A 17,866-nucleotide genomic window follows, 5' to 3' on the forward strand; every position below is an offset into this window, starting at 1 on the left:
TCAGGGGTGCTGAGTCGGTTCCCAGCCCCCACCCAACGCCAGAAACAGGCGAATTCGGTCTGAAGACAACTTCCCCTCTGACACGGCCAGTGCATTTTCGGCCGTGGCCAGGCTGCGCTGCACGTCCAGCAACTCCAGCCCTGAGGCGAGCCCGCCCTTGAACAAGCGGTTTTCCTGTTCGGTGGCCTTTCGGCTTTCATCCAGTGCAATCTGCAATTGCTGGTGTTCATCCAGGTCTTTGGCGTAGCTGTTCAAAGCGGTGTCTGTTTCACGCAGCGCATTCAACACAGTGGCGTCGAACTGGGCCAGTGCGCCTTTGGCTTGGGCGTTGCTGGCCGCAATGTTGGCACGCACCACAGCAGTGTTCGGAAACTGCCATGACATCAAAGGCCCCACGCTGAAACGCACCGCAGAATTCTCAGAAAGCTGACTGAACTGGCGTGCTGTGCTGCCCACGCTTGCACCCAAGGTGACACGTGGATAAAGGTCGGCTGTGGCCACGCCCAGGTTGGCGGTGCTGGCGGCCAACAGTCGTTCGGCCTGTCGAATATCGGGCCGACGCGCAATCAGTGCGGTGCCGTCGCCCACGGGCAGTGCCGCCTTTACATCCAATGGGGTGTCGCATTGGGCGGCCTCTGGCGGGTATTGCTCCGGCTGTTTGCCCATCAGCACAGCCAATTGGTAAAGCGCAGCCGTCTGTCCGCTTTCCAGCACGGGCACAGCCGATTTCAACTGCGCCAGCAGCGCCTGGCTGCGCGTCAAATCCAGTTCGCTGTAAATGCCACCCTGCACGCCGCGTTGCAACAGTGCCAGGTTGTTTTCTTGAAGCTGAATCAGGCGCTTGGCCACATTCAGCCGCGCCCCGAAACTGCAGGCGTCGCTGTACGCCCCCACCGTATTGGCCACCACAGTGATTTTGACCAGGTCGGTTGCAGCAGCCTGTGCTTCGGTGCTGGCGGCTGATGCCTCCAGCAGCCGTTTGATTCTGCCCACGGCATCCACTTCATACGACACGCCCAAGCCCCCATCGAAGGTGGTGTGCGCGCCCGCAGCATGGCCCAAACCGAGGTTGCTGGTTTGGCCCACTGTCGCGCCGCCGGTCAGGGTGGTTTGCACGCCAGTGGATGCCTGTACACCCTGTTCAAGCGCCTGCGCCCGTTCCAGGTTGGCCTGGGCCACCTGCAGTTGCCGGTTGGCTTGCAAGGCCTCGTTGATCCAGGCGTTCAGCTTCGGGTTGTTATACAGTTTCCACCATTGCGCGGGCAGCGGGGTAGAACTCACCTTTGAATTGCCAGCGGTTTGCAAGGTGGGCGCGGGTGTGGTGGGTGCGGTGTAATTGGGCCCTACTGTGGAACAGGCCGCCAGCGTTGCCGACAACACGGCCACGCCCACACAAGGGGTGGCCCGCCGAATGGCTGTTTGAAGCAATGCATTCATTGCGCACCCCTTAAAATCACGCTGGCAGTGCGGCCTGCGATCAGGTTCAAACCCTTGGGCACTTTGTCGATGGCCACGCGCACGGGTACCCGCTGCGCCAGGCGAATCCAGCTGAAGGTCGGGTTCACGTTGGCCAGCATGGTGCCCGCAGCCGAGCTGCGTTCGCGGTCGTCAATGCCGGCAGACAGGCTGGCCACGTGGCCTTCAATGTCTTTGCTCTCGCCCATCACTTTGATGATGGCAGCGTCGCCTTGGTGAATGTGACTCAGCTTGGTTTCTTCAAAGTAGCCGTCGATGTAAAAGCTGTCGCTGTCGACGATGGCCAGCATGGGCTGACCTGCAGCCGCGTAGGCCCCTGGCCGAAGGGTCAGGTTGGTTACCACCCCGTTGACTGGGGCCACCACGTCGGTGCGGCTCAGGTTCAATTCAGCCAGGTCGCGGTTGGCAATGGCCAGTTTGTATTGGGCCTGCGCCTCTTCAAAGGCAGACTGACGGGTGTCCACCTGCTGGGCTGACACCACACCTTTCAATTCTGCGTATCGCGTGTTTTCACGCTGGGCGGCGCGCAGGGCCGCTTGCGCTGTGGCCACCTGCGCCTGGGCCAGTTCCACTGCAGAATGCAGGCGCGCACGGTCCACGGTAAACAGCACATCGCCTTTGTGGACGATCTGGTTGTCTTTCACATGCACCGCGTCCACCCGGCCAGACACATCGGCTGCCACAGCCACCACGTCGGCGCGAATTTTGCCGTCGCGGGTTTGTGGCGCGTAGGTGTAGTAATCGTACAGGTGCCACACCACGGCGGCTGCGGCCAGCACCAGCAGCAGGGTAATGCTGTAACGAACAATCAGGTTGGCGGTTTGTTTGGGTTGGGTCATGATGAACTCAGTGTATTAAGGGACCAAAGCCGAGTGAAAAAACAAGGCCGGTCAGAACCAGAAACAGGGCGGTGTCAAACAGGGGGCGTTGCCAGACCCACTCGTAAAAGCCGGTTTTTTGCAGCACCCAGGAAATGCCAAGTCGGGCCGCAAATGCAATCGCGATGCACAGCACCAGGGGCGACATGAACACCCCCGCCAGATTCAATTCCGTGATCATGGGTTGGGTCTCCATTCAGGGGCGTTTTCAAACAGGGCCACACGCAGCCCCACCAGTGAGCCGGGCACGGTGGCGCGGTGCGACTGTCGCTGACCCTCATGCCAGGCGGTTCGCAGGGCTTGGTCAATTTTCACCAGCAGGCTGTCCGAAGGGGTTGGGCGACTCAATTCCTGGCGCAGGGTGTTCAGCAAATCCTCAATGTGCGCACGCATCGCCATCGAGCTGTTCAGGCTCAACATCTTCAGGTTGGCAATGTTCAGGCCCAGGCGAAGGCGTGTCAGCAACGTCACACTGCGCTGCACCTCACCGGCGGCTGCCAGTCGGGTCGTCATGGATGAAATCCGGTCCATCGCGCGGTTCATGTACGCTTCGCGCAGTTCGTGCGTAGATTCCTGGGTCAGCGCAATGATCTCGCCTGTTTCCTGCTGAATAAAGCGCTGCAGCGCGGCGCGTATGCCTGTGCTTCGGAAAATGCTGGCGCCCAGAAAGCCCATGTAGATGCCGAACAAGCCTTCCAGCGAACCTTCTACATAGGTCGAGAATTCGGGCGGCGCATATTGCCCCTGCAGGTTGATGGAGCTGAGTCCTAGAATGATCACCAGCACCGCACCCGGGTTGACTGTGCTCCACAAACCCAGCGGCACCAGAAACAGCGCCATGGCCAGCAAAAAGGTGGGGTAGTCGGCCGCCATGGGCAGCAAGCCATAGCAAAACACACCCCCGGCAAACATCGCGAACAGGCCCATGCGGCCAAACTGCGCCACTGCCGGGCCAGGTTCGTCGCTGGTGCCGTAAAAGGTCAGCGTGACCACGCCCAGCAGCACGGCGCCTGCGCCTTGCGTCCAACCGGTCAGTTTCCACACACCACACAACAGGGCGAAGGTGCCCAGCAGCACCAGGAAGGATTGCGCAGCCAGACCAAAGTCGGGTGGCAGTGGTGCGGCCACGGTTCTGTCTACGCTGTCGCGCAGTGCGGGGGGCAGCGCTTTGCGCTGCTCCAGCGATTCGTCGATGGCGCCAATTTCTGCCCAAATCCGCCCCGCCTCTTCGACCAGGTCGGCCAGGTTGTCGTGCAACAGTTGCTGCCACGGGGCCTCAATGTGCAGCGCCTTGGGCAATTCCCGAATGGCGTTTAGGGTGCCTTCGTCAAAGGCCTCGTGGTTTTGGGTGGCCTTTTGCAAGGGTTCAAACACCGGCAAAATGGCATCGCGTTCGCGTTCGGTCATGCCATGCACGCGGGCATGAATGGCCGACAACACTGGGGCCAGCCGCAGCAGGCGGTGTTGAATGGCCAAGGCGTGTTTCAACTCGCCCGCGCTGATTTGCGGGTCGTAACGCAACTGCACGGTCAACTGCGACAGCGCCCGAATGTCAGCCAATGTTTTCAGGCGGTCGTGTTCAACACCCGCCTCGCGCGCCTGCGCAGAAAACACATCCAGCATCCACGCGTTGATGTCGTTTAGCCAGCGGCGCAGGCTGCCCCGCAAGGTCAACTTCATCGAGGCGGGAAACAGTGCGCTGTCCACCAGTGTGGTCACGATGATGCCCAGACTGATCTCGGTCACCCTGGCCAGCGTGGTGTCGAAAATTCGCTCGGGGTGGTCAATCCCGGCCACGGTCAACAGCATCATGGTGATGGCGTACAGCTGAAAGCCATAACTGCGGGGGGTGCGTTCCATCGCACAAAACGCATAGGCTGTTGCGGCAGCCAGCCCGCTGGCGGCCAGCAAAAGGTAGGGCGTGCTGGCAAACAGGCTGGTCAAGAACAGGGCGGTAATGCCCGCGCAGAAAGTGCCAGCAAACCGGTACACGGCTTTGGATCGAATGGCGCCTGAAAGCGGATTCATCACCACGCCGCAGGTGACCAACGACCAGTAGGGCTGCGGCAGACCCAGATGAACCGCCAGCGCAAAGGCCAGCATGGCAGCCACAAACAGCTTGCCCGCAAATATCCACTGATGGCGTTGCAGGCGAATCAATTTTTGCCCCGCAGGTACTGGTTGATGCGCTCTTCAAACAGGCGCAGGGTGGCGGTGGTTTGTTCAATTTGCGCGGCGGGCAAATCGCCCAGCAATTGGGCTCGCAGTTCGCTGAGCCGTTGCTCCATCTGCTGCGCCAGCGCTTTGCCCTTGGGCAGAAGGTGAATTTCTTTGACGCGGCGGTTGCCCTTGACCTCACGCCGCTCCAGAAGGCCTGCGGCCTCACCTTGATCCAGCGTGCGCACCAGCGCCCCCGGGTTGATGCCAATGTCTTCGGCCAGTGTGTTTTGTTGCGTGCCTTCAGGTCGGCGTGACACCAGCAAGACGGCCGTGGCCAGTGAATTGGAAATGCCCGATTGCCCCAGCGTGTTTGAAACAGCCTGCAGCCAGGCCCTGCGCAAGGGCTGGATGGAGTTGGTGAGTGCGTACAGTGCTGCGGGATCGTTTTTCATGGCCATGCTTTAACGTTGCAATGGCTACAGTTTATTTTAAAACAATTGCTAAAGCAACAATATAAAACAATTGCCCAATAAAAAACCCCGCACCGTGGCGGGGTTTTTGCAACAGCAGCGGGCTGCTTTCGCTATTACAGGCCCAGTGCAGCAATGCCTGCATTGGCAATTTGAGCGTCCTGGTTGCTTTGCACGCCAGACACACCCACCGCGCCCACGCACTGGCCGTTGACCAGCACGGGCACGCCACCTTCCAGCGTGGCTTGCAACACGGGCACTGACAAAAATGACACACGGCCATTGTTGATCACGTCTTCATACACCTTGGATTCACGCTTGCCCAATGCGGCTGTGCGTGCTTTTTCAGGGGCAATGTAAGCGCTGATGGTGTTGGCGTTGTCCAGTCGTTCCAGGCCGAGCAAGTGCCCACCGTCGTCCACCACGGCAATGGTAACCGCCCAGCTGTTTTGCTGGGCTTCTTTGCGGGCGGCCGCCAGAATGGTTTGTACTTCGGCTTGTGAAAGGTAGGGTTTGGTGTTCATGGGTAATGTGGCCTATGGCATGGGTTATTTGAAACAGGACCTTACCATACCCTTTGGCCGCGCCGTTGGCACTTAGGGCCGACCCCAGTCGCGCAGTACCCGTCTGCAACAGACCGGATTTTCCCTCATACGCCTTTTGCCTGAACAGGATTAGGCTGGAGGATTACAACAACACAGCAAAAGGGGATTCTCAATGGCTGAAGTCATCATCCACCGACCCACTCGCCAGGCCCGCTCGGTTGGCAATATTTTCTGCATTGGCCGCAATTACGCAGCCCACATTGCGGAGCTGGGCAATCGACCGGAAGAAGACCCCATTGTGTTCCTGAAGCCCACTTCTGCTTTGTTGCATGAACCCTCACCGATTGTGCTGCCCACGTTTTCCAACGATGTGCACTATGAGACCGAATTGGTGTTGTTGATTGGCAAGGGCGGCAAAAACATTGAAGAGCTGGACGCCTTGGGTCACATCGAGGCCTATGGCCTTGGCCTGGATTTGACCGCGCGCGACATTCAAAGCAAATGCAAAGCCGGTGGCCTGCCCTGGACACCCGCCAAAGGCTTTGACGGTGCCGCTTGTGTGTCCGAATTCATCGCAGCCAGTGAAGTGAAGTCGCCTGAATTGTTTGAGTTCAGCATGCACAAAAACGGCGAGTTGAAGCAGCATGGCGATGTGCGCAAAATGCTGTTCCCGATTCCTTTCATCATTCACTACCTCAGCACTGTGTTCACCTTGCAGGCGGGCGACCTCATTTTTACCGGCACGCCAGAAGGGGTGGGGCCATTGAACAGTGGGGATGAGCTGGTGCTGACCAGCGGGGACCACCTGCGGGCTAATTTTAAGGTCGCTGTCTAACCAACAGTACAGATCAAGCCTGTCAGGAAACTTTCTGGTTGAACTGTTTACTAAGAGCTCCTTTTGTTCATTTAAGGAGCTTTTTCTATGACTGGTTCAGTTTCTCAAGCCGTTTCAACCAATCACCTTTCACGCGACGTTCGCGGCAGCTACTACCAAACTCGCGCTGATCTAGTCAATTTAAATCGTGCAGCTGAAGGCTTGGCAGTATCCGCATTTGCCTCTGCCCAAGGTGCACGAGAAATCAAGGCGTCTTTAATTAGTATGCACAAAAGTGGATGTCAAAGGATTGGCGATGGATCGGGTACGTTTGCTGTCCCCATCGACGTGATAATTAACTGCGCCAAGGAAGTGAAAGATGAATTCAAGCGCATTGGCAAGAATGCGCAAGGCATTGCAAGAGAGGCCGAATTCATGACTCAACACCAAGACAAATTGATGAAGAAGGGATCGTGGTCGATGTGTTTTGTTCCCTATGAGCACAAGGCTCGATTCACTGCCAAGGAAAGGGACAAGATCGCAAATCGACTAAGTAGCTTGGTAGAGGGAGTTGACCGAGATCAATTGAAATCAGACGTTGTGATCTTGAATGGTGTTCGGTCCCGTGGACAGCGAGAGATCGATGATCTTAATGCCGACCTTCTCATTGCCAGTGCCAACGCGCTAATGATAAACGCGAGAAGATAAAAGTGGGTTAATGTCCTCGGCCTTTGCAAGGTAGCCGAGGACTCAGCCAGTATTTCAGGTGTCAGCTTTTTTTCTTGGACTCTTCTTTTTTATCGGCCTGCTTGGGCTGATCGCCCAGAATGGATTTGGCCGGGCAAATCTTGAAAGCGGGACAGCCTTTGCAGGTTACGGCCAGTGCAATGGGGCAAAGTGTCATGTTGAAGTCTCCTATGGGATAGTAATGCGCCCATTGTTGACCCTGCCCCTTGTCTGCGCAAGCACAGTTTTAGACGCGGGCCTCGGTGTGTAAAGCCTTTTCCCTGTCTTATTGGCGCAGTTCACTCGGGCTTTTGCCAAACCAACGCTTGCACGCCCGGCTAAACGACGATGAATCTGAAAAGCCCAGGTCCAGCGCAATGTTCAAAATGGGGTCTTGCGTCAACTTCAAGCGGTTTTTCGCCTCCACTTGCCGCACCTCGTCGATGATCTGGCCCAGCGTGGTGTTTTCTTCTGCCAGTTTGCGTTGCAGGTTGCGGGCGCTCATGTTCAGGTGGCTGGCCGCGTCTTCAATGCCCGGTGTGCCTGTGGCCAGTTGCGCACGCACCCACTGGCTAAGCTGCATCGCCAGCGACGCGCTGGGTTTGATGCGGTCTATTGCAGCCTGGCTGGCCTGGTCCAGGTGCTCAGCCACAAAAGCGTTGCCGCCTTTCAGCCGGGTTTGCACGGCCTGTTTGGTGTAGGTCAGGCGCAAATGGTCGCAGCCGTATTGCACGGGTGCACCAAAATACCGTTCAAACACCGGTAGAAGATCGGCGCTGGGCGCTGCCCGCTTTAATTCAACCCGCAGTGGCGTTAGCGTGGGGTCGCCCAAGCCTTTGCCTGAATTGGCCAACAGCGCCATGAACCCGTCGATGGATTGCGTGGCGGGCAGTGCGCCTTCGCGCAGCAGAATTTCAACGACAAACTCACCTTGCACGGTAAAGCCCAACTTCATCTGGCTGGCGTCTGTAATCAGGTCGATAAAGCGGCTCATGCGCTGAAAGGCCTGCTCCAGGTTTTCACTGGCCAAAACCGAAAGCCCCACAGCGTGAAAGGTGGCGGGTGTAATGTGTTTGACCACCTTCAACCCAAGGGCCTCGTCGCCGGTCAGTTCAACAGCTTTGTTCCAGAGGTCGGTGGTTTTTGCAACGGTGTATCGTGCTTCGGGCTGGTTCAGCAGGGCGAAGTCCAGCCCGCACTGTTCAAACAGCGTTTTGGCGTCCAGCCCGCGCTGAATCAGTTCCTGAGCCAGCCCCCACATCCAGCTAGAAAGTGCGGTGGGGGTGTTGCCGAGTTTGTTCATTTGGCGTGCAAAGTCATGTTGTTGTCGTGGTGTGTCATGCATGGCCAGTGCTTACACGCAATACTAAAGCCATAGTGAATAACAAAACGGAGACCCCATGTCTAATTTGTCGGATAAGTTGAAGACCGCCACCCAGGCCGATCAGCCCAACACCCGCATCAAGCAGAACCTGATCAACAAAGAAGATCAGGTGCGCATTGCGAAAATCAAAACCGCCGTGCTGGCCGAGGGCGACCGCATTCGCGCCAAGTACCCCATCCTTCAGCATCAGGATTTCATCGGCATGGCCATTTTGCTGGCCTCCATTGCCGGTGTTGTGGGCACCGCCTGGTTGTATTTGCAGGGCACACTGGCCTGGTACGTCACCATTCCGGTCATCGCAATTTTCCTCAGCTTCACGCACGAGCTGGAACACGACCTGATCCATTACATGTACTTCCGCAAAAACAAGTTCATGCACAACTTGATGATGGCACTGGTGTGGATCTGCCGCCCAAGCACCATCAACCCCTGGGCGCGTCGCCACTTGCACCTGCACCACCACAAACACTCCGGCACGGCCACTGATCTTGAGGAGCGTGCGATCACCAACGGTGAGCGCTTTACCCCGCTGCGTTTGTTGATGATGCTGGATCTTGAACTTTCCATCGTGCTGCGCATTTTCAAAGTGCCCAGCCACCTGCGTTTGAAGGCCCTGTTGCGCGGCGCCGCCGGTAACTTCCCGCTGGCGTCCGTGTTCTGGGTGGGCTGGCACCTGTATTCCATATACTGGATTGTTCAGGGCGCTGCCTGGCTGGTCGGTTACACCGTGCCATGGCCCTCATTCATCACGCCTGAACTGGTGGCCACAGCCAATACGGTTGCCGTGCTGGTGTTCGCCCCCAACCTGCTGCGTTCATTCTCGATCAACTTCATCAGCTCAAACATGCACTACTTCGGCGACATTGAAGATGGCAACTTTGTGCAGCAGTGCCAGGTGCTCAACAGCAAGTGGTTTGTCATTCCACACCTGTTCTGCTTCAACTTTGGTTCGACCCACGCCATCCACCATTTTGTGGTGCGCGACCCCTTCTACATCCGTCAAATGACGGCCAAGCGTGCACACGAAGTAATGCGTGAAAATGGTGTTCGCTTCAACGACTTGGGCACCTTCAAGCGCTCAAACCGCTGGGAGATGCAAGCCGCCTAAGGCCAGCGTCATCCACTCCGGCACACCCTGCACGCCTGTCACCTCAGACAGGCGTGTTTTTTTGTTCACAAAGTTTTGAGGGCAGGGCGCTTACCTCTTATAATGGCGGGCTAAAACCTTTGATTTTCCGCTTTTTTTCGAGTGTTTCAAGAAAATGCCAATCTATGCCTACAGTTGTGAAGCATGTGGCTTCAGTAAAGACGTGCTGCAGAAGCTTAGCGATGCGCCTTTGGTGGATTGTCCTTCCTGTGGAAAGCCTGCCTTTCGCAAGCAGGTAACGGCTGCAGGGTTTCAGCTCAAGGGTTCTGGCTGGTACGCCACCGATTTCAAGGGTGGCAGTGGTGGTGCAGCCGCGTCGCCGCCCAAAACCGATTCAGGTTTCGACTGACATGAAAAAATACCTGTTGGCAGGTCTGCTGGTCTGGATCCCGCTGGTCATCACAGTCTGGGTGCTGTCGTCCATCGTCAGCACCATGGACCAAAGCCTGTTGCTGCTTCCCGATTCATGGCACACCGAGCGCATTTTCGGGGTGCACATTCCAGGCGTGGGCGCCTTGCTGACCCTGGCCATTCTGTTGCTGACCGGTGTGTTGGCCGCCAACATCGTAGGCGAGCGGTTTTTCCACTACTCCAACCAGGTGTTGTCGAAAATCCCGTTTTTCAATTCCATCTACAGCAGCGTCAAGCAGGTGTCTGACACACTGCTTTCCTCGTCGGGTCAGGCTTTTCGTCAGGCCGTGCTGGTGCGTTACCCGCACGCTGAAAGCTGGAGCATCGGCTTTATCACTGGCGATTTGCCCATCCAGATGGAAGGGCAGGTAGAGGGGCCAGCCGTGTCCGTGTTTGTACCCACCGCGCCCAACCCCACAGCAGGTTTTGTGTTGCTAGTGCCTGAAAAAGACCTTCGCCCGTCCGGTTTAACCGTCGACGAGGCGCTGAAATACATCGTTTCCATGGGCGTGGTTGCACCCCATTCTGAAACCCATTCCAACCCCAATCTCCAAGAGAAAGCTTAAATCCATGAAAATGCGTACCGATTACTGCGGCAATGTGTCGCAGGCCTACCTGGGCCAGACCGTTTCCCTGTGTGGCTGGGTTCAGCGCCGCCGTGACCACGGTGGGGTTATTTTTATCGACCTACGCGACCGCGAGGGCCTGGTTCAGGTGGTGTGCGACCCCGACGTGCCCGAGATGTTTGCCACCGCCGAAACGCTGCGCAACGAGTTCTGCGTGCGCGTGCAAGGCCTGGTGCGTGCGCGCCCGGCCGGCACTGAAAACGCGGGCCTGAAAAGCGGTGCCGTTGAAGTGCTGTGCCGCAGCCTGGAAGTGCTGAATGCGTCTGTCACGCCCGCCTTCCAGCTCGACGACGAGCACCTGTCTGAAACCACACGCCTAACCCACCGCGTGCTGGACCTGCGCCGCCCACAAATGCAGAACAATCTGAAGCTGCGCCACACCGTCACCAAAACTATTCGCCGTCACCTCGACGACCAGGGTTTCATCGACGTTGAAACCCCGATGCTGACCAAAAGCACCCCCGAGGGCGCACGCGATTACCTCGTGCCTTCCCGCGTGCACGCCGGTGAGTTTTTTGCGCTGCCCCAGTCGCCCCAGCTGTTCAAGCAGTTGCTGATGGTGGCCGGTTACGACCGCTACTACCAAATCGTGAAATGCTTCCGCGACGAAGACCTGCGCGCCGACCGTCAGCCCGAATTCACCCAGGTGGACATTGAAACGTCCTTCCTGGACGAAGAAGAAATTCGCGATCTGTTTGAAAACATGATCCGCAACGTCTTCAAAGAGGCGCTGGGCGAGCAGCTCGCACCCCAATTCCCTGTGATGACCTACGGCGAAGCCATGGCCCGCTTTGGGTCCGACAAGCCCGACCTGCGCGTCAAGATGGAATTCACCGAGCTGACCGACATCATGAAAGACGTCGACTTCAAGGTGTTCTCTGGCCCCGCCAACATGGAAAATGGCCGCGTGGTTGCCCTGCGCGTGCCCGGCGGCGCTGAAATTCCACGTTCTGAAATCGACAACTACACCAAGTTTGTTGCCATTTACGGTGCCAAAGGTTTGGCCTGGATCAAGGTCAACGAACTGGCCAAAGGCCGCGACGGTTTGCAGTCACCCATCGTGAAAAACATTCACGACGCCGCACTGAACGAACTGCTCAAGCGCACTGGCGCTCAAGATGGCGACATTATTTTCTTCGGTGCCGACAAAGCCAAAGTGGTCAACGATGCGATTGGCGCACTGCGCCTGAAAGTCGGCCACAGTGAATTCGGCCAGTCCAAAGGCCTGGTGCAGGGCAAGTGGGAGCCACTCTGGGTGGTCGACTTCCCCATGTTCGAGTTTGACGAAGAAGGCGGCCGCTGGGTGGCCTGCCATCACCCCTTCACCAGCCCCAAAGACGGTCATGAAGACTTCCTGACCACCAACCCCGGCAAATGTCTGGCCAAAGCCTACGACATGGTGCTCAACGGTTGGGAACTGGGCGGTGGCTCGGTGCGTATCCACAAAGAAGCCGTGCAAAGCAAGGTGTTCCGCGCACTCAACATTTCCGAAGAGGAAGCTGCGCAGAAGTTCGGCTTCCTGCTGGACGCCCTGCAATACGGTGCGCCACCCCACGGTGGCCTGGCCTTCGGTCTGGACCGAATCGTCACCATGATGAGCGGCGCAGAAAGCATTCGCGACGTCATCGCTTTCCCGAAAACCCAGCGTGCGCAGTGCTTGCTGACCCAGGCACCAAGCCCCGTGGACGAAAAGCAGTTGCGTGAACTGCACATTCGCCTGCGTCAGGTGGAAGCCAAGGCTTGAAGATCCCCGTCTCGGTGCTGGTGGTGATGTACAGCCCCAGCGGCGCGTTCTTGTTGATTGAACGCGCAGACAAAGCCGGTTACTGGCAATCGGTGACCGGCAGCCTTGATTTACTGAACGAGCCGCCCATTCTGGCCGCCCAGCGCGAGCTGTTTGAGGAAGTGGGTGTTAAGGCCGAGGTGGACGATTCTGAAGCCGCGCACCTGAAAAATCTGAGTGCTGAGGATCTGAAACAGCCTTTGGTGATCCGCCCCTGGCCCAAGCACATTCAATACGAAATCTTTCCGCACTGGCGTCACCGTTACGGGCCAGGTGTAACCCACAACACTGAACACTGGTTCCATGTGTGCCTGCCTGAGGGCCTTGTGCCCACACTGGCTGAGCGTGAGCACGTCGGCTACGCCTGGCTTGCCGCCGATGAGGCGCAAGAAAGGTGTTTTTCACCGAACAACGCCCAGGCCATTGCGGAACTGGCCGCCAAAATATAAAGGGGGCTTGAAATCAAGCCCCCCGTGTAATATGTCAATAAGTGCTGCGCTAGCAATATTCGCGACTTAGTATAGGGTAAACCCTTGTAATTTGAAAAGGGCTGCGTGCAAATAATTTGAAACTCAGAATTGCCAGCTACAACATTCACAAAGGGGTTATGGGGCTTAAAGGTCTCAAGCGCCAGTCCCTGACCATTCACGCTTTGCGCGACCAGCTGCACAGCCTGGGCGCCGACCTCGTTTTCTTGCAGGAAGTGCAAGGCCGCCACGACCGCCACGCCGGTCGATTTGAACACTGGCCCGAAGACAGCCAGCACGACTTTTTGTCCAAAACCCCCAGCGCGGTCGACGATCTTTTAGGCCACAGCAGCCAGCGCTACTTTTCCGCCTACGGCATGAATGCCGTTTACCCGCATGGCCACCACGGCAATGCCCTGCTCAGCAAACACCCCATCGAATGGTCGCGCAATGAAGATGTGTCAGACCATCGGCTGGAGCAGCGCGGCCTGTTGCACTGCCGGGTCAACACCCCTGCAGGCCCGGTGCACACGATGGTGGCGCATTTTGGTCTGTTCAAGCGCAGCCGCATTCGGCAGGCCAGCCAGCTGGTGCAGCACGTGCACGCCCATGTGCCGCCCGATGCACCGCTCATCATTGCAGGCGACTTCAACGACTGGCAGCGCATCATCGGCCCCGAGCTGGAAGCAGGCATTGGTGTGCGCGAAGTGCTGCCCCAGGGCAATGGCCTGTTGGGGCGTGTGTTTCGGCATGGCAGCTTCCCGTGCCGGTTTCCGGTGTTCGGGCTTGACCGGGTGTTTTGCAGGGGGTTCGAGGCCAGCAGCGCCCAGGTCTTGAGTGGCCCCGCCTGGGCCGGGCTTTCAGACCATGCGCCCTTTGTGGTGGATCTCACACTGGGGGCCGGGCATTGATCAACCGGCGCAAAGCCCTTATCAAACGGGTAGAGCAACTGCTGCCCGAGCCCGCGCCAGAACGGCATGGCCACAGCGTCGAGTTGTTGTGCATGGGGCAGGCGTATTTTCCGGCCCTTCTGGCCGACATTGCAGCCGCCACCCACGAGGTGCGCCTTGAAACCTACATTTTTGCCCGCGACGCAGCCGGTGAGCAGTTTTTCGAGGCCCTGAAGGCCGCTGCCCGCCGGGGTGTGGACGTGTACCTGGTGCTAGACGGTTTCGGTGGCCGCGAAGGCGTTGAACTGTATGTGCCCTTGCTGCGCAAAGCCGGGGTGCGTGTGCGCGTGTTCCGGCCCGAGGGGTTTGTGCTCAAGCCCAATCCGCGCCGACTGCGACGCATGCACCGCAAAGTGGCCGTGATCGACCGGCGCATTGCCTACGTGGGCGGCATCAACCTCATCGACGATTTCAACCACGACGAAGAACAGGCGCAGGCACAAAGTTCGGCCCTCAATGCCAAACGCATACCCAGCCACGCCTTGGGCAAACTGACGGAGTTGGCCGAAGGTCACTTGGGCCCGCGTTACGACTTTGCCGTGCGCCTGCAGGGCCCGGCCGTGCTGGATGTCTGGAAAGCCACCGAGTGGCTGTGGTGGCAGATCGGCCCGGGTGGCATGGTGACCGACACCCTGACCTCAGCCTGGTGGAAGCGGCGCGCCGAGCAATTTCGCGACGTGCTGGCCGCTGCCGCACTGATGGAGCCGCCGCCTGCCTGCGGCAAAGCCCGTGTCCAACTGGTGCTGCGCGACAATTTCCGCTTCCGGCGCACCATCGAGCGCCGATATCTGCAGGCCATCGGCCAGGCCCACACCTCGGTGGTGCTGGCCAACGCCTACTTTGTGCCGGGGCGGCGCTTTCGCATGGCGCTCATCAAAGCGGCTGAACGGGGCGTGAAAGTGCAGTTGCTGCTGCAGGGCCGGGTAGAGCACCGCTTTCAGCACCACGCCACGCAGGGTTTGTACAGTGGCCTGCTGCGCCACGGCGTTGAAATTTTCGAGTACCAGCCCAGTTTTTTGCATGCCAAGGTGGCGGTGGTCGATTCATCGTGGGCCACGGTGGGCTCCTCCAACATCGACCCTTTGAGCTTTTTGTTCGCGCGTGAGGCCAACCTTCTGATTCACGACCCCCATTTTGCCGCCACCTTGAAAGCCAACCTGACCCACGCCATTTCCAACGACGCCCGCAAGGTGATGATGGACATTCACGCCGCCCGGCCCTGGCAGGCCAGAGCCTTGGCTTGGGTGTGCTATAAATTGATGCGTTTGGCAGTATTCGTAGGCGGTTTCAGTAACCGGTATTAGCATGGACTTGGTCATCAGCCGGCCCGAGGGCTTGTATTGCCCCCCGGGCGACTTTTACATCGACCCCTGGCGCAAGGTGGACCGCGCCGTCATCACACACGCCCATGCCGACCACGCCCGCTACGGCCACAACCACTACCTGTGCGCTGCACCGGGCGGGCGCGTGCTTCGCAAGCGTCTGGGCGATATCAATCTGGACACGCTGGCCTATGGCCAAAGCATTGTGCACAACGGCGTCAAAGTTTCCTTGCACCCCGCTGGCCACGTGTTGGGCTCGGCTCAGGTGCGGCTGGAATACAAGGGCGAAGTGTGGGTGGCCAGTGGCGACTACAAGGTCATGCCCGATTTGACCTGCACGCCGTTCGAGCCGGTGAAATGCCACACCTTCATCACCGAAAGCACCTTTGGCCTGCCCGTCTACCGCTGGCGCAGCGACGCTGAAATTTACGCCGAGATCAACCAGTGGTGGGCCGACAACGCCGCGCAAGGCAAAGCCAGCGTGCTGTACGGTTATTCATTTGGCAAGGCGCAGCGCATTCTCGCCGGGGTGGACGCCTCCATCGGGCCGATTGTGTGCCACTCAGCCGCGCAGGCCTTGAACGACAGCTACCGCGAAGAGGGCGTGGCCTTGCCCGACACCCTGCTGGTCAGCGAAGTCACCGACAAATCCATCTACAAAACCTGTTTGGCGCTGGCCCCACCTGCAGCCAGCGGCGCAAGCTGGATGAAACGCTTCGGCAACGCCTATTCCGACGCATTTGCCTCCGGCTGGATGCAGCTGCGCGGCGCACGCAGGCGGCAAGGCGTCGACAAGGGTTTTGTGATGTCCGACCACGCAGACTGGCCCGGCCTGATGCGCGCCATTGGCGAAACCGGCGCCCAGCAAGTCATCGTCACCCATGGGTATGTGGCCACACTGGTGCGTTGGCTGCAAGACCAGGGGCTGGACGCCCGCGCCTTTCAAACCGAGTACGGCGCGGAAGACGACGACGCAGCAGCGGGTGCCGCATGAAGCAGTTCGTGCAGTTGTTTTCCGATCTGGACGCGTCCACCTCCACGTTGCGCAAAGTGCAGGCCATGGTTCAGTACTTTCAAAAGGCCGAGCCTGCCGACGCCGCCTGGGCGGTGTATTTTCTGGCCGGTGGCAAACCCCGTCGAACCGTGCCCACACGCACCCTGCGCCAGGCCGCCTTGTTGGCCAGCGGCCTGCCTGAATGGCTGTTTGAAGAAAGTTATCAGGCCGTGGGTGATCTGGCCGAAACCATTGCCCACGTGGTGCCGATTTCAAGCCAGGCTGAACCCTTGCAACTCAGCCTTGCGCAATGGATGCACCACATCATTTTGCCCCTGCGCGACACACCCGAAGACGAACGCCTGCCCAAGGTGCTGGACGTGTGGCAACGCAGCAGCGCGGCCGAGCGGTTTTTGTTTGTCAAACTGGTGGGTGGCGGCTTTCGGGTGGGGGTGTCCAAGCTGTTGCTGACCCGCGCCCTGTCTGAATGGTGCGGCGTAGACGCCAAGCTGCTGGCCCAGCGTTTGATGGGTTACACCGATGCCACCCAAATGCCGACCGCGCAAGCCTTTGAGGCGCTGTTGCAGCCCGATTCAGCCCAGGCCCGCCCCGCCGGGCAACCCCTGCCGTTTTTTCTGGCCCACCCTTTGCAGGTTGAGCCTGACACGCTGGGGCCGGTCAGCGACTGGCTGGTGGAATGGAAATACGACGGTATTCGGGCGCAGATTATTCGCGAGGCTGGGCAGGTGTGGATCTGGTCACGAGGCGAAGAGCTGGTCAGCCACCAGTTTCCCGAACTGGTGAACGCCTTTGCCGACTGGCCGGAGGGCAGCATTCTGGACGGCGAAATACTGGTGTGGCGCGGCGGCCAGCCCGCCGGGTTCAAAGACCTGCAAACCCGGCTTAACCGCAAAGTGGTCAGCACCCGCCTGCAGGCCGAGCACCCGGTGGTGTTTTTGGCCTACGACCTGCTCATGCACCGCGCCAGCGTAAGCACCCCACAGCCTCAGCGCCAACGCCGCGCCGCGCTGGAAGCTTTTGTGCAGCAACACCCCAGCCCCCATTTGCTGTTGTCGGAATCGGTGCAGGCCGACAGTTGGCAAGCCCTGGCCACACTGCGTGAAGAAAGCCGTGCCCGCGGGGTGGAAGGCTTCATGTTGAAGCACCTGGATTCCGCTTACGGCGTGGGTCGAACCAAGGCCGACGGGGTATGGTGGAAATGGAAAATCGACCCGATGACCGTGGACTGTGTGCTGGTGTATGCCCAGCGGGGCCATGGGCGGCGGGCCAGCTTGTACACCGACTACACCTTCGCCGTGTGGGAATTTACGCCCGCCAATGGCGAGCAGGCACAGGCCGTGGCCCAAGCCATTGCCAATGGCGACACGGTGGAACACAGCCAAGCCAGGGGTTTGCCACGGCTGGTGCCTTTTGCCAAGGCCTATTCAGGCTTGACCGACGAGGAATTCAAGCGTGTGGACGCTGTCATCCGAAAAACCACGGTCAACAAGTTTGGCCCGGTCCGCACCGTGGTGCCCAGCCTGGTGTTCGAGCTGGGTTTTGAAGCGATTGCCCCGTCGAGTCGCCACAAAAGCGGCGTGGCCGTGCGTTTTCCGCGCATGTTGCGCATTCGCGATGACAAACCCTTGCACGAAGCAGACACCCTCGGTAGCCTTGCGGCATTGATGACCGACACCCCCATTCAGGAGTAAG

18 protein-coding genes and 1 pseudogene are annotated in these 17,866 nt (G+C 58.8%); 11 read left to right on the forward strand and 8 right to left on the reverse strand.

Features of this window, described 5'->3' with window-relative positions; all coding sequences use genetic code 11:
- From QQJ87_RS03695 to QQJ87_RS03720, 6 genes are all read right to left on the reverse strand, one after another.
- Positions 1-1,437 (reverse strand): efflux transporter outer membrane subunit, encoded by a 1,437-nt coding sequence (locus QQJ87_RS03695; RefSeq protein WP_284280027.1) that lies wholly within the window; start codon positions 1,435-1,437, stop codon positions 1-3.
- On the reverse strand, positions 1,434-2,315 hold the full coding sequence (locus QQJ87_RS03700; RefSeq protein WP_284280028.1) for an efflux RND transporter periplasmic adaptor subunit: 882 nt from the start codon (positions 2,313-2,315) through the stop codon (positions 1,434-1,436). Before QQJ87_RS03700 ends, QQJ87_RS03695 begins: the two co-directional genes overlap by 4 nt.
- A gap of 7 nt (positions 2,316-2,322) precedes the next feature.
- Positions 2,323-2,535 (reverse strand): DUF1656 domain-containing protein, encoded by a 213-nt coding sequence (locus QQJ87_RS03705; RefSeq protein WP_284280030.1) that lies wholly within the window; start codon positions 2,533-2,535, stop codon positions 2,323-2,325.
- On the reverse strand, positions 2,532-4,514 hold the full coding sequence (locus QQJ87_RS03710) for an FUSC family protein (RefSeq protein WP_284280031.1): 1,983 nt from the start codon (positions 4,512-4,514) through the stop codon (positions 2,532-2,534). The genes QQJ87_RS03705 and QQJ87_RS03710 overlap by 4 nt, the downstream gene beginning before the upstream one ends.
- Positions 4,511-4,966: a MarR family winged helix-turn-helix transcriptional regulator gene (locus QQJ87_RS03715; protein ID WP_284280032.1), complete on the reverse strand. Its 456-nt coding sequence runs from the start codon at positions 4,964-4,966 to the stop codon at positions 4,511-4,513. The genes QQJ87_RS03710 and QQJ87_RS03715 overlap by 4 nt, the downstream gene beginning before the upstream one ends.
- 134 nt (positions 4,967-5,100) lie before the next feature.
- Positions 5,101-5,508 carry a GlcG/HbpS family heme-binding protein gene (locus QQJ87_RS03720; RefSeq protein ID WP_284280033.1) on the reverse strand — a complete coding sequence of 136 codons (408 nt, stop codon included), beginning with the start codon at positions 5,506-5,508 and terminating at the stop codon, positions 5,101-5,103.
- A gap of 193 nt (positions 5,509-5,701) precedes the next feature.
- On the opposite strand from QQJ87_RS03720, the gene QQJ87_RS03725 reads away from it, so the two are divergent.
- Both QQJ87_RS03725 and QQJ87_RS03730 read left to right on the forward strand, forming a co-directional pair.
- On the forward strand, positions 5,702-6,364 hold the full coding sequence (locus QQJ87_RS03725; RefSeq protein ID WP_284280035.1) for a fumarylacetoacetate hydrolase family protein: 663 nt from the start codon (positions 5,702-5,704) through the stop codon (positions 6,362-6,364).
- An 87-nt stretch (positions 6,365-6,451) separates the two neighbouring features.
- Positions 6,452-7,051, forward strand: coding sequence for a hypothetical protein (locus tag QQJ87_RS03730; protein WP_284280036.1), 600 nt, complete (start codon positions 6,452-6,454; stop codon positions 7,049-7,051).
- 61 nt (positions 7,052-7,112) lie between these two features.
- Here the strand turns inward: QQJ87_RS03730 and QQJ87_RS03735 are convergent, their stop codons facing one another.
- Positions 7,113-7,247, reverse strand: a complete 135-nt coding sequence (locus QQJ87_RS03735) for a hypothetical protein (protein WP_284280038.1) — start codon at positions 7,245-7,247, stop codon at positions 7,113-7,115.
- A gap of 108 nt (positions 7,248-7,355) precedes the next feature.
- Positions 7,356-8,414: an AraC family transcriptional regulator gene (locus tag QQJ87_RS03740; RefSeq protein WP_284280039.1), complete on the reverse strand. Its 1,059-nt coding sequence runs from the start codon at positions 8,412-8,414 to the stop codon at positions 7,356-7,358.
- 55 nt (positions 8,415-8,469) lie between these two features.
- Here QQJ87_RS03740 and QQJ87_RS03745 point away from each other — a divergent pair, with 55 nt between their 5' ends.
- From QQJ87_RS03745 to QQJ87_RS03785, 9 genes and pseudogenes are all read left to right on the forward strand, one after another.
- The gene (locus QQJ87_RS03745) at positions 8,470-9,561 is read left to right on the forward strand and encodes a fatty acid desaturase (RefSeq protein WP_284280041.1); all 1,092 of its coding nucleotides are present in this window, start codon (positions 8,470-8,472) and stop codon (positions 9,559-9,561) included.
- Between the two features lie 154 nt (positions 9,562-9,715).
- Positions 9,716-9,940 (forward strand): annotated as a pseudogene (locus QQJ87_RS03750) (FmdB family zinc ribbon protein); the annotation flags it as partial.
- A 10-nt stretch (positions 9,941-9,950) separates the two neighbouring features.
- Entirely contained in the window at positions 9,951-10,577 is a 627-nt protein-coding gene (locus QQJ87_RS03755; protein ID WP_284280042.1) for a DUF502 domain-containing protein, read from the forward strand.
- A 4-nt stretch (positions 10,578-10,581) separates the two neighbouring features.
- Entirely contained in the window at positions 10,582-12,381 is a 1,800-nt protein-coding gene (gene aspS / locus QQJ87_RS03760; RefSeq protein WP_284280044.1) for an aspartate--tRNA ligase, read from the forward strand.
- Positions 12,378-12,869, forward strand: coding sequence for a dihydroneopterin triphosphate diphosphatase (gene nudB, locus QQJ87_RS03765; protein WP_284280045.1), 492 nt, complete (start codon positions 12,378-12,380; stop codon positions 12,867-12,869). Before aspS ends, nudB begins: the two co-directional genes overlap by 4 nt.
- Positions 12,870-12,985: 116 nt before the next feature.
- On the forward strand, positions 12,986-13,798 hold the full coding sequence (locus QQJ87_RS03770; protein WP_284280046.1) for an endonuclease/exonuclease/phosphatase family protein: 813 nt from the start codon (positions 12,986-12,988) through the stop codon (positions 13,796-13,798).
- Positions 13,795-15,141: a phospholipase D-like domain-containing protein gene (locus QQJ87_RS03775; RefSeq protein WP_284280048.1), complete on the forward strand. Its 1,347-nt coding sequence runs from the start codon at positions 13,795-13,797 to the stop codon at positions 15,139-15,141. Before QQJ87_RS03770 ends, QQJ87_RS03775 begins: the two co-directional genes overlap by 4 nt.
- 1 nt (position 15,142) lies before the next feature.
- Positions 15,143-16,153: a ligase-associated DNA damage response exonuclease gene (locus tag QQJ87_RS03780; protein ID WP_284280049.1), complete on the forward strand. Its 1,011-nt coding sequence runs from the start codon at positions 15,143-15,145 to the stop codon at positions 16,151-16,153.
- A complete protein-coding gene (locus tag QQJ87_RS03785) occupies positions 16,150-17,865 on the forward strand; it encodes a cisplatin damage response ATP-dependent DNA ligase (protein ID WP_284280051.1) in 1,716 nt (571 codons plus the stop codon). Before QQJ87_RS03780 ends, QQJ87_RS03785 begins: the two co-directional genes overlap by 4 nt.
- Position 17,866 lies beyond the last annotated feature (1 nt).

The organism is Limnobacter litoralis (assembly GCF_030160455.1).
Lineage (GTDB): Bacteria > Pseudomonadota > Gammaproteobacteria > Burkholderiales > Burkholderiaceae_B > Limnobacter > Limnobacter litoralis.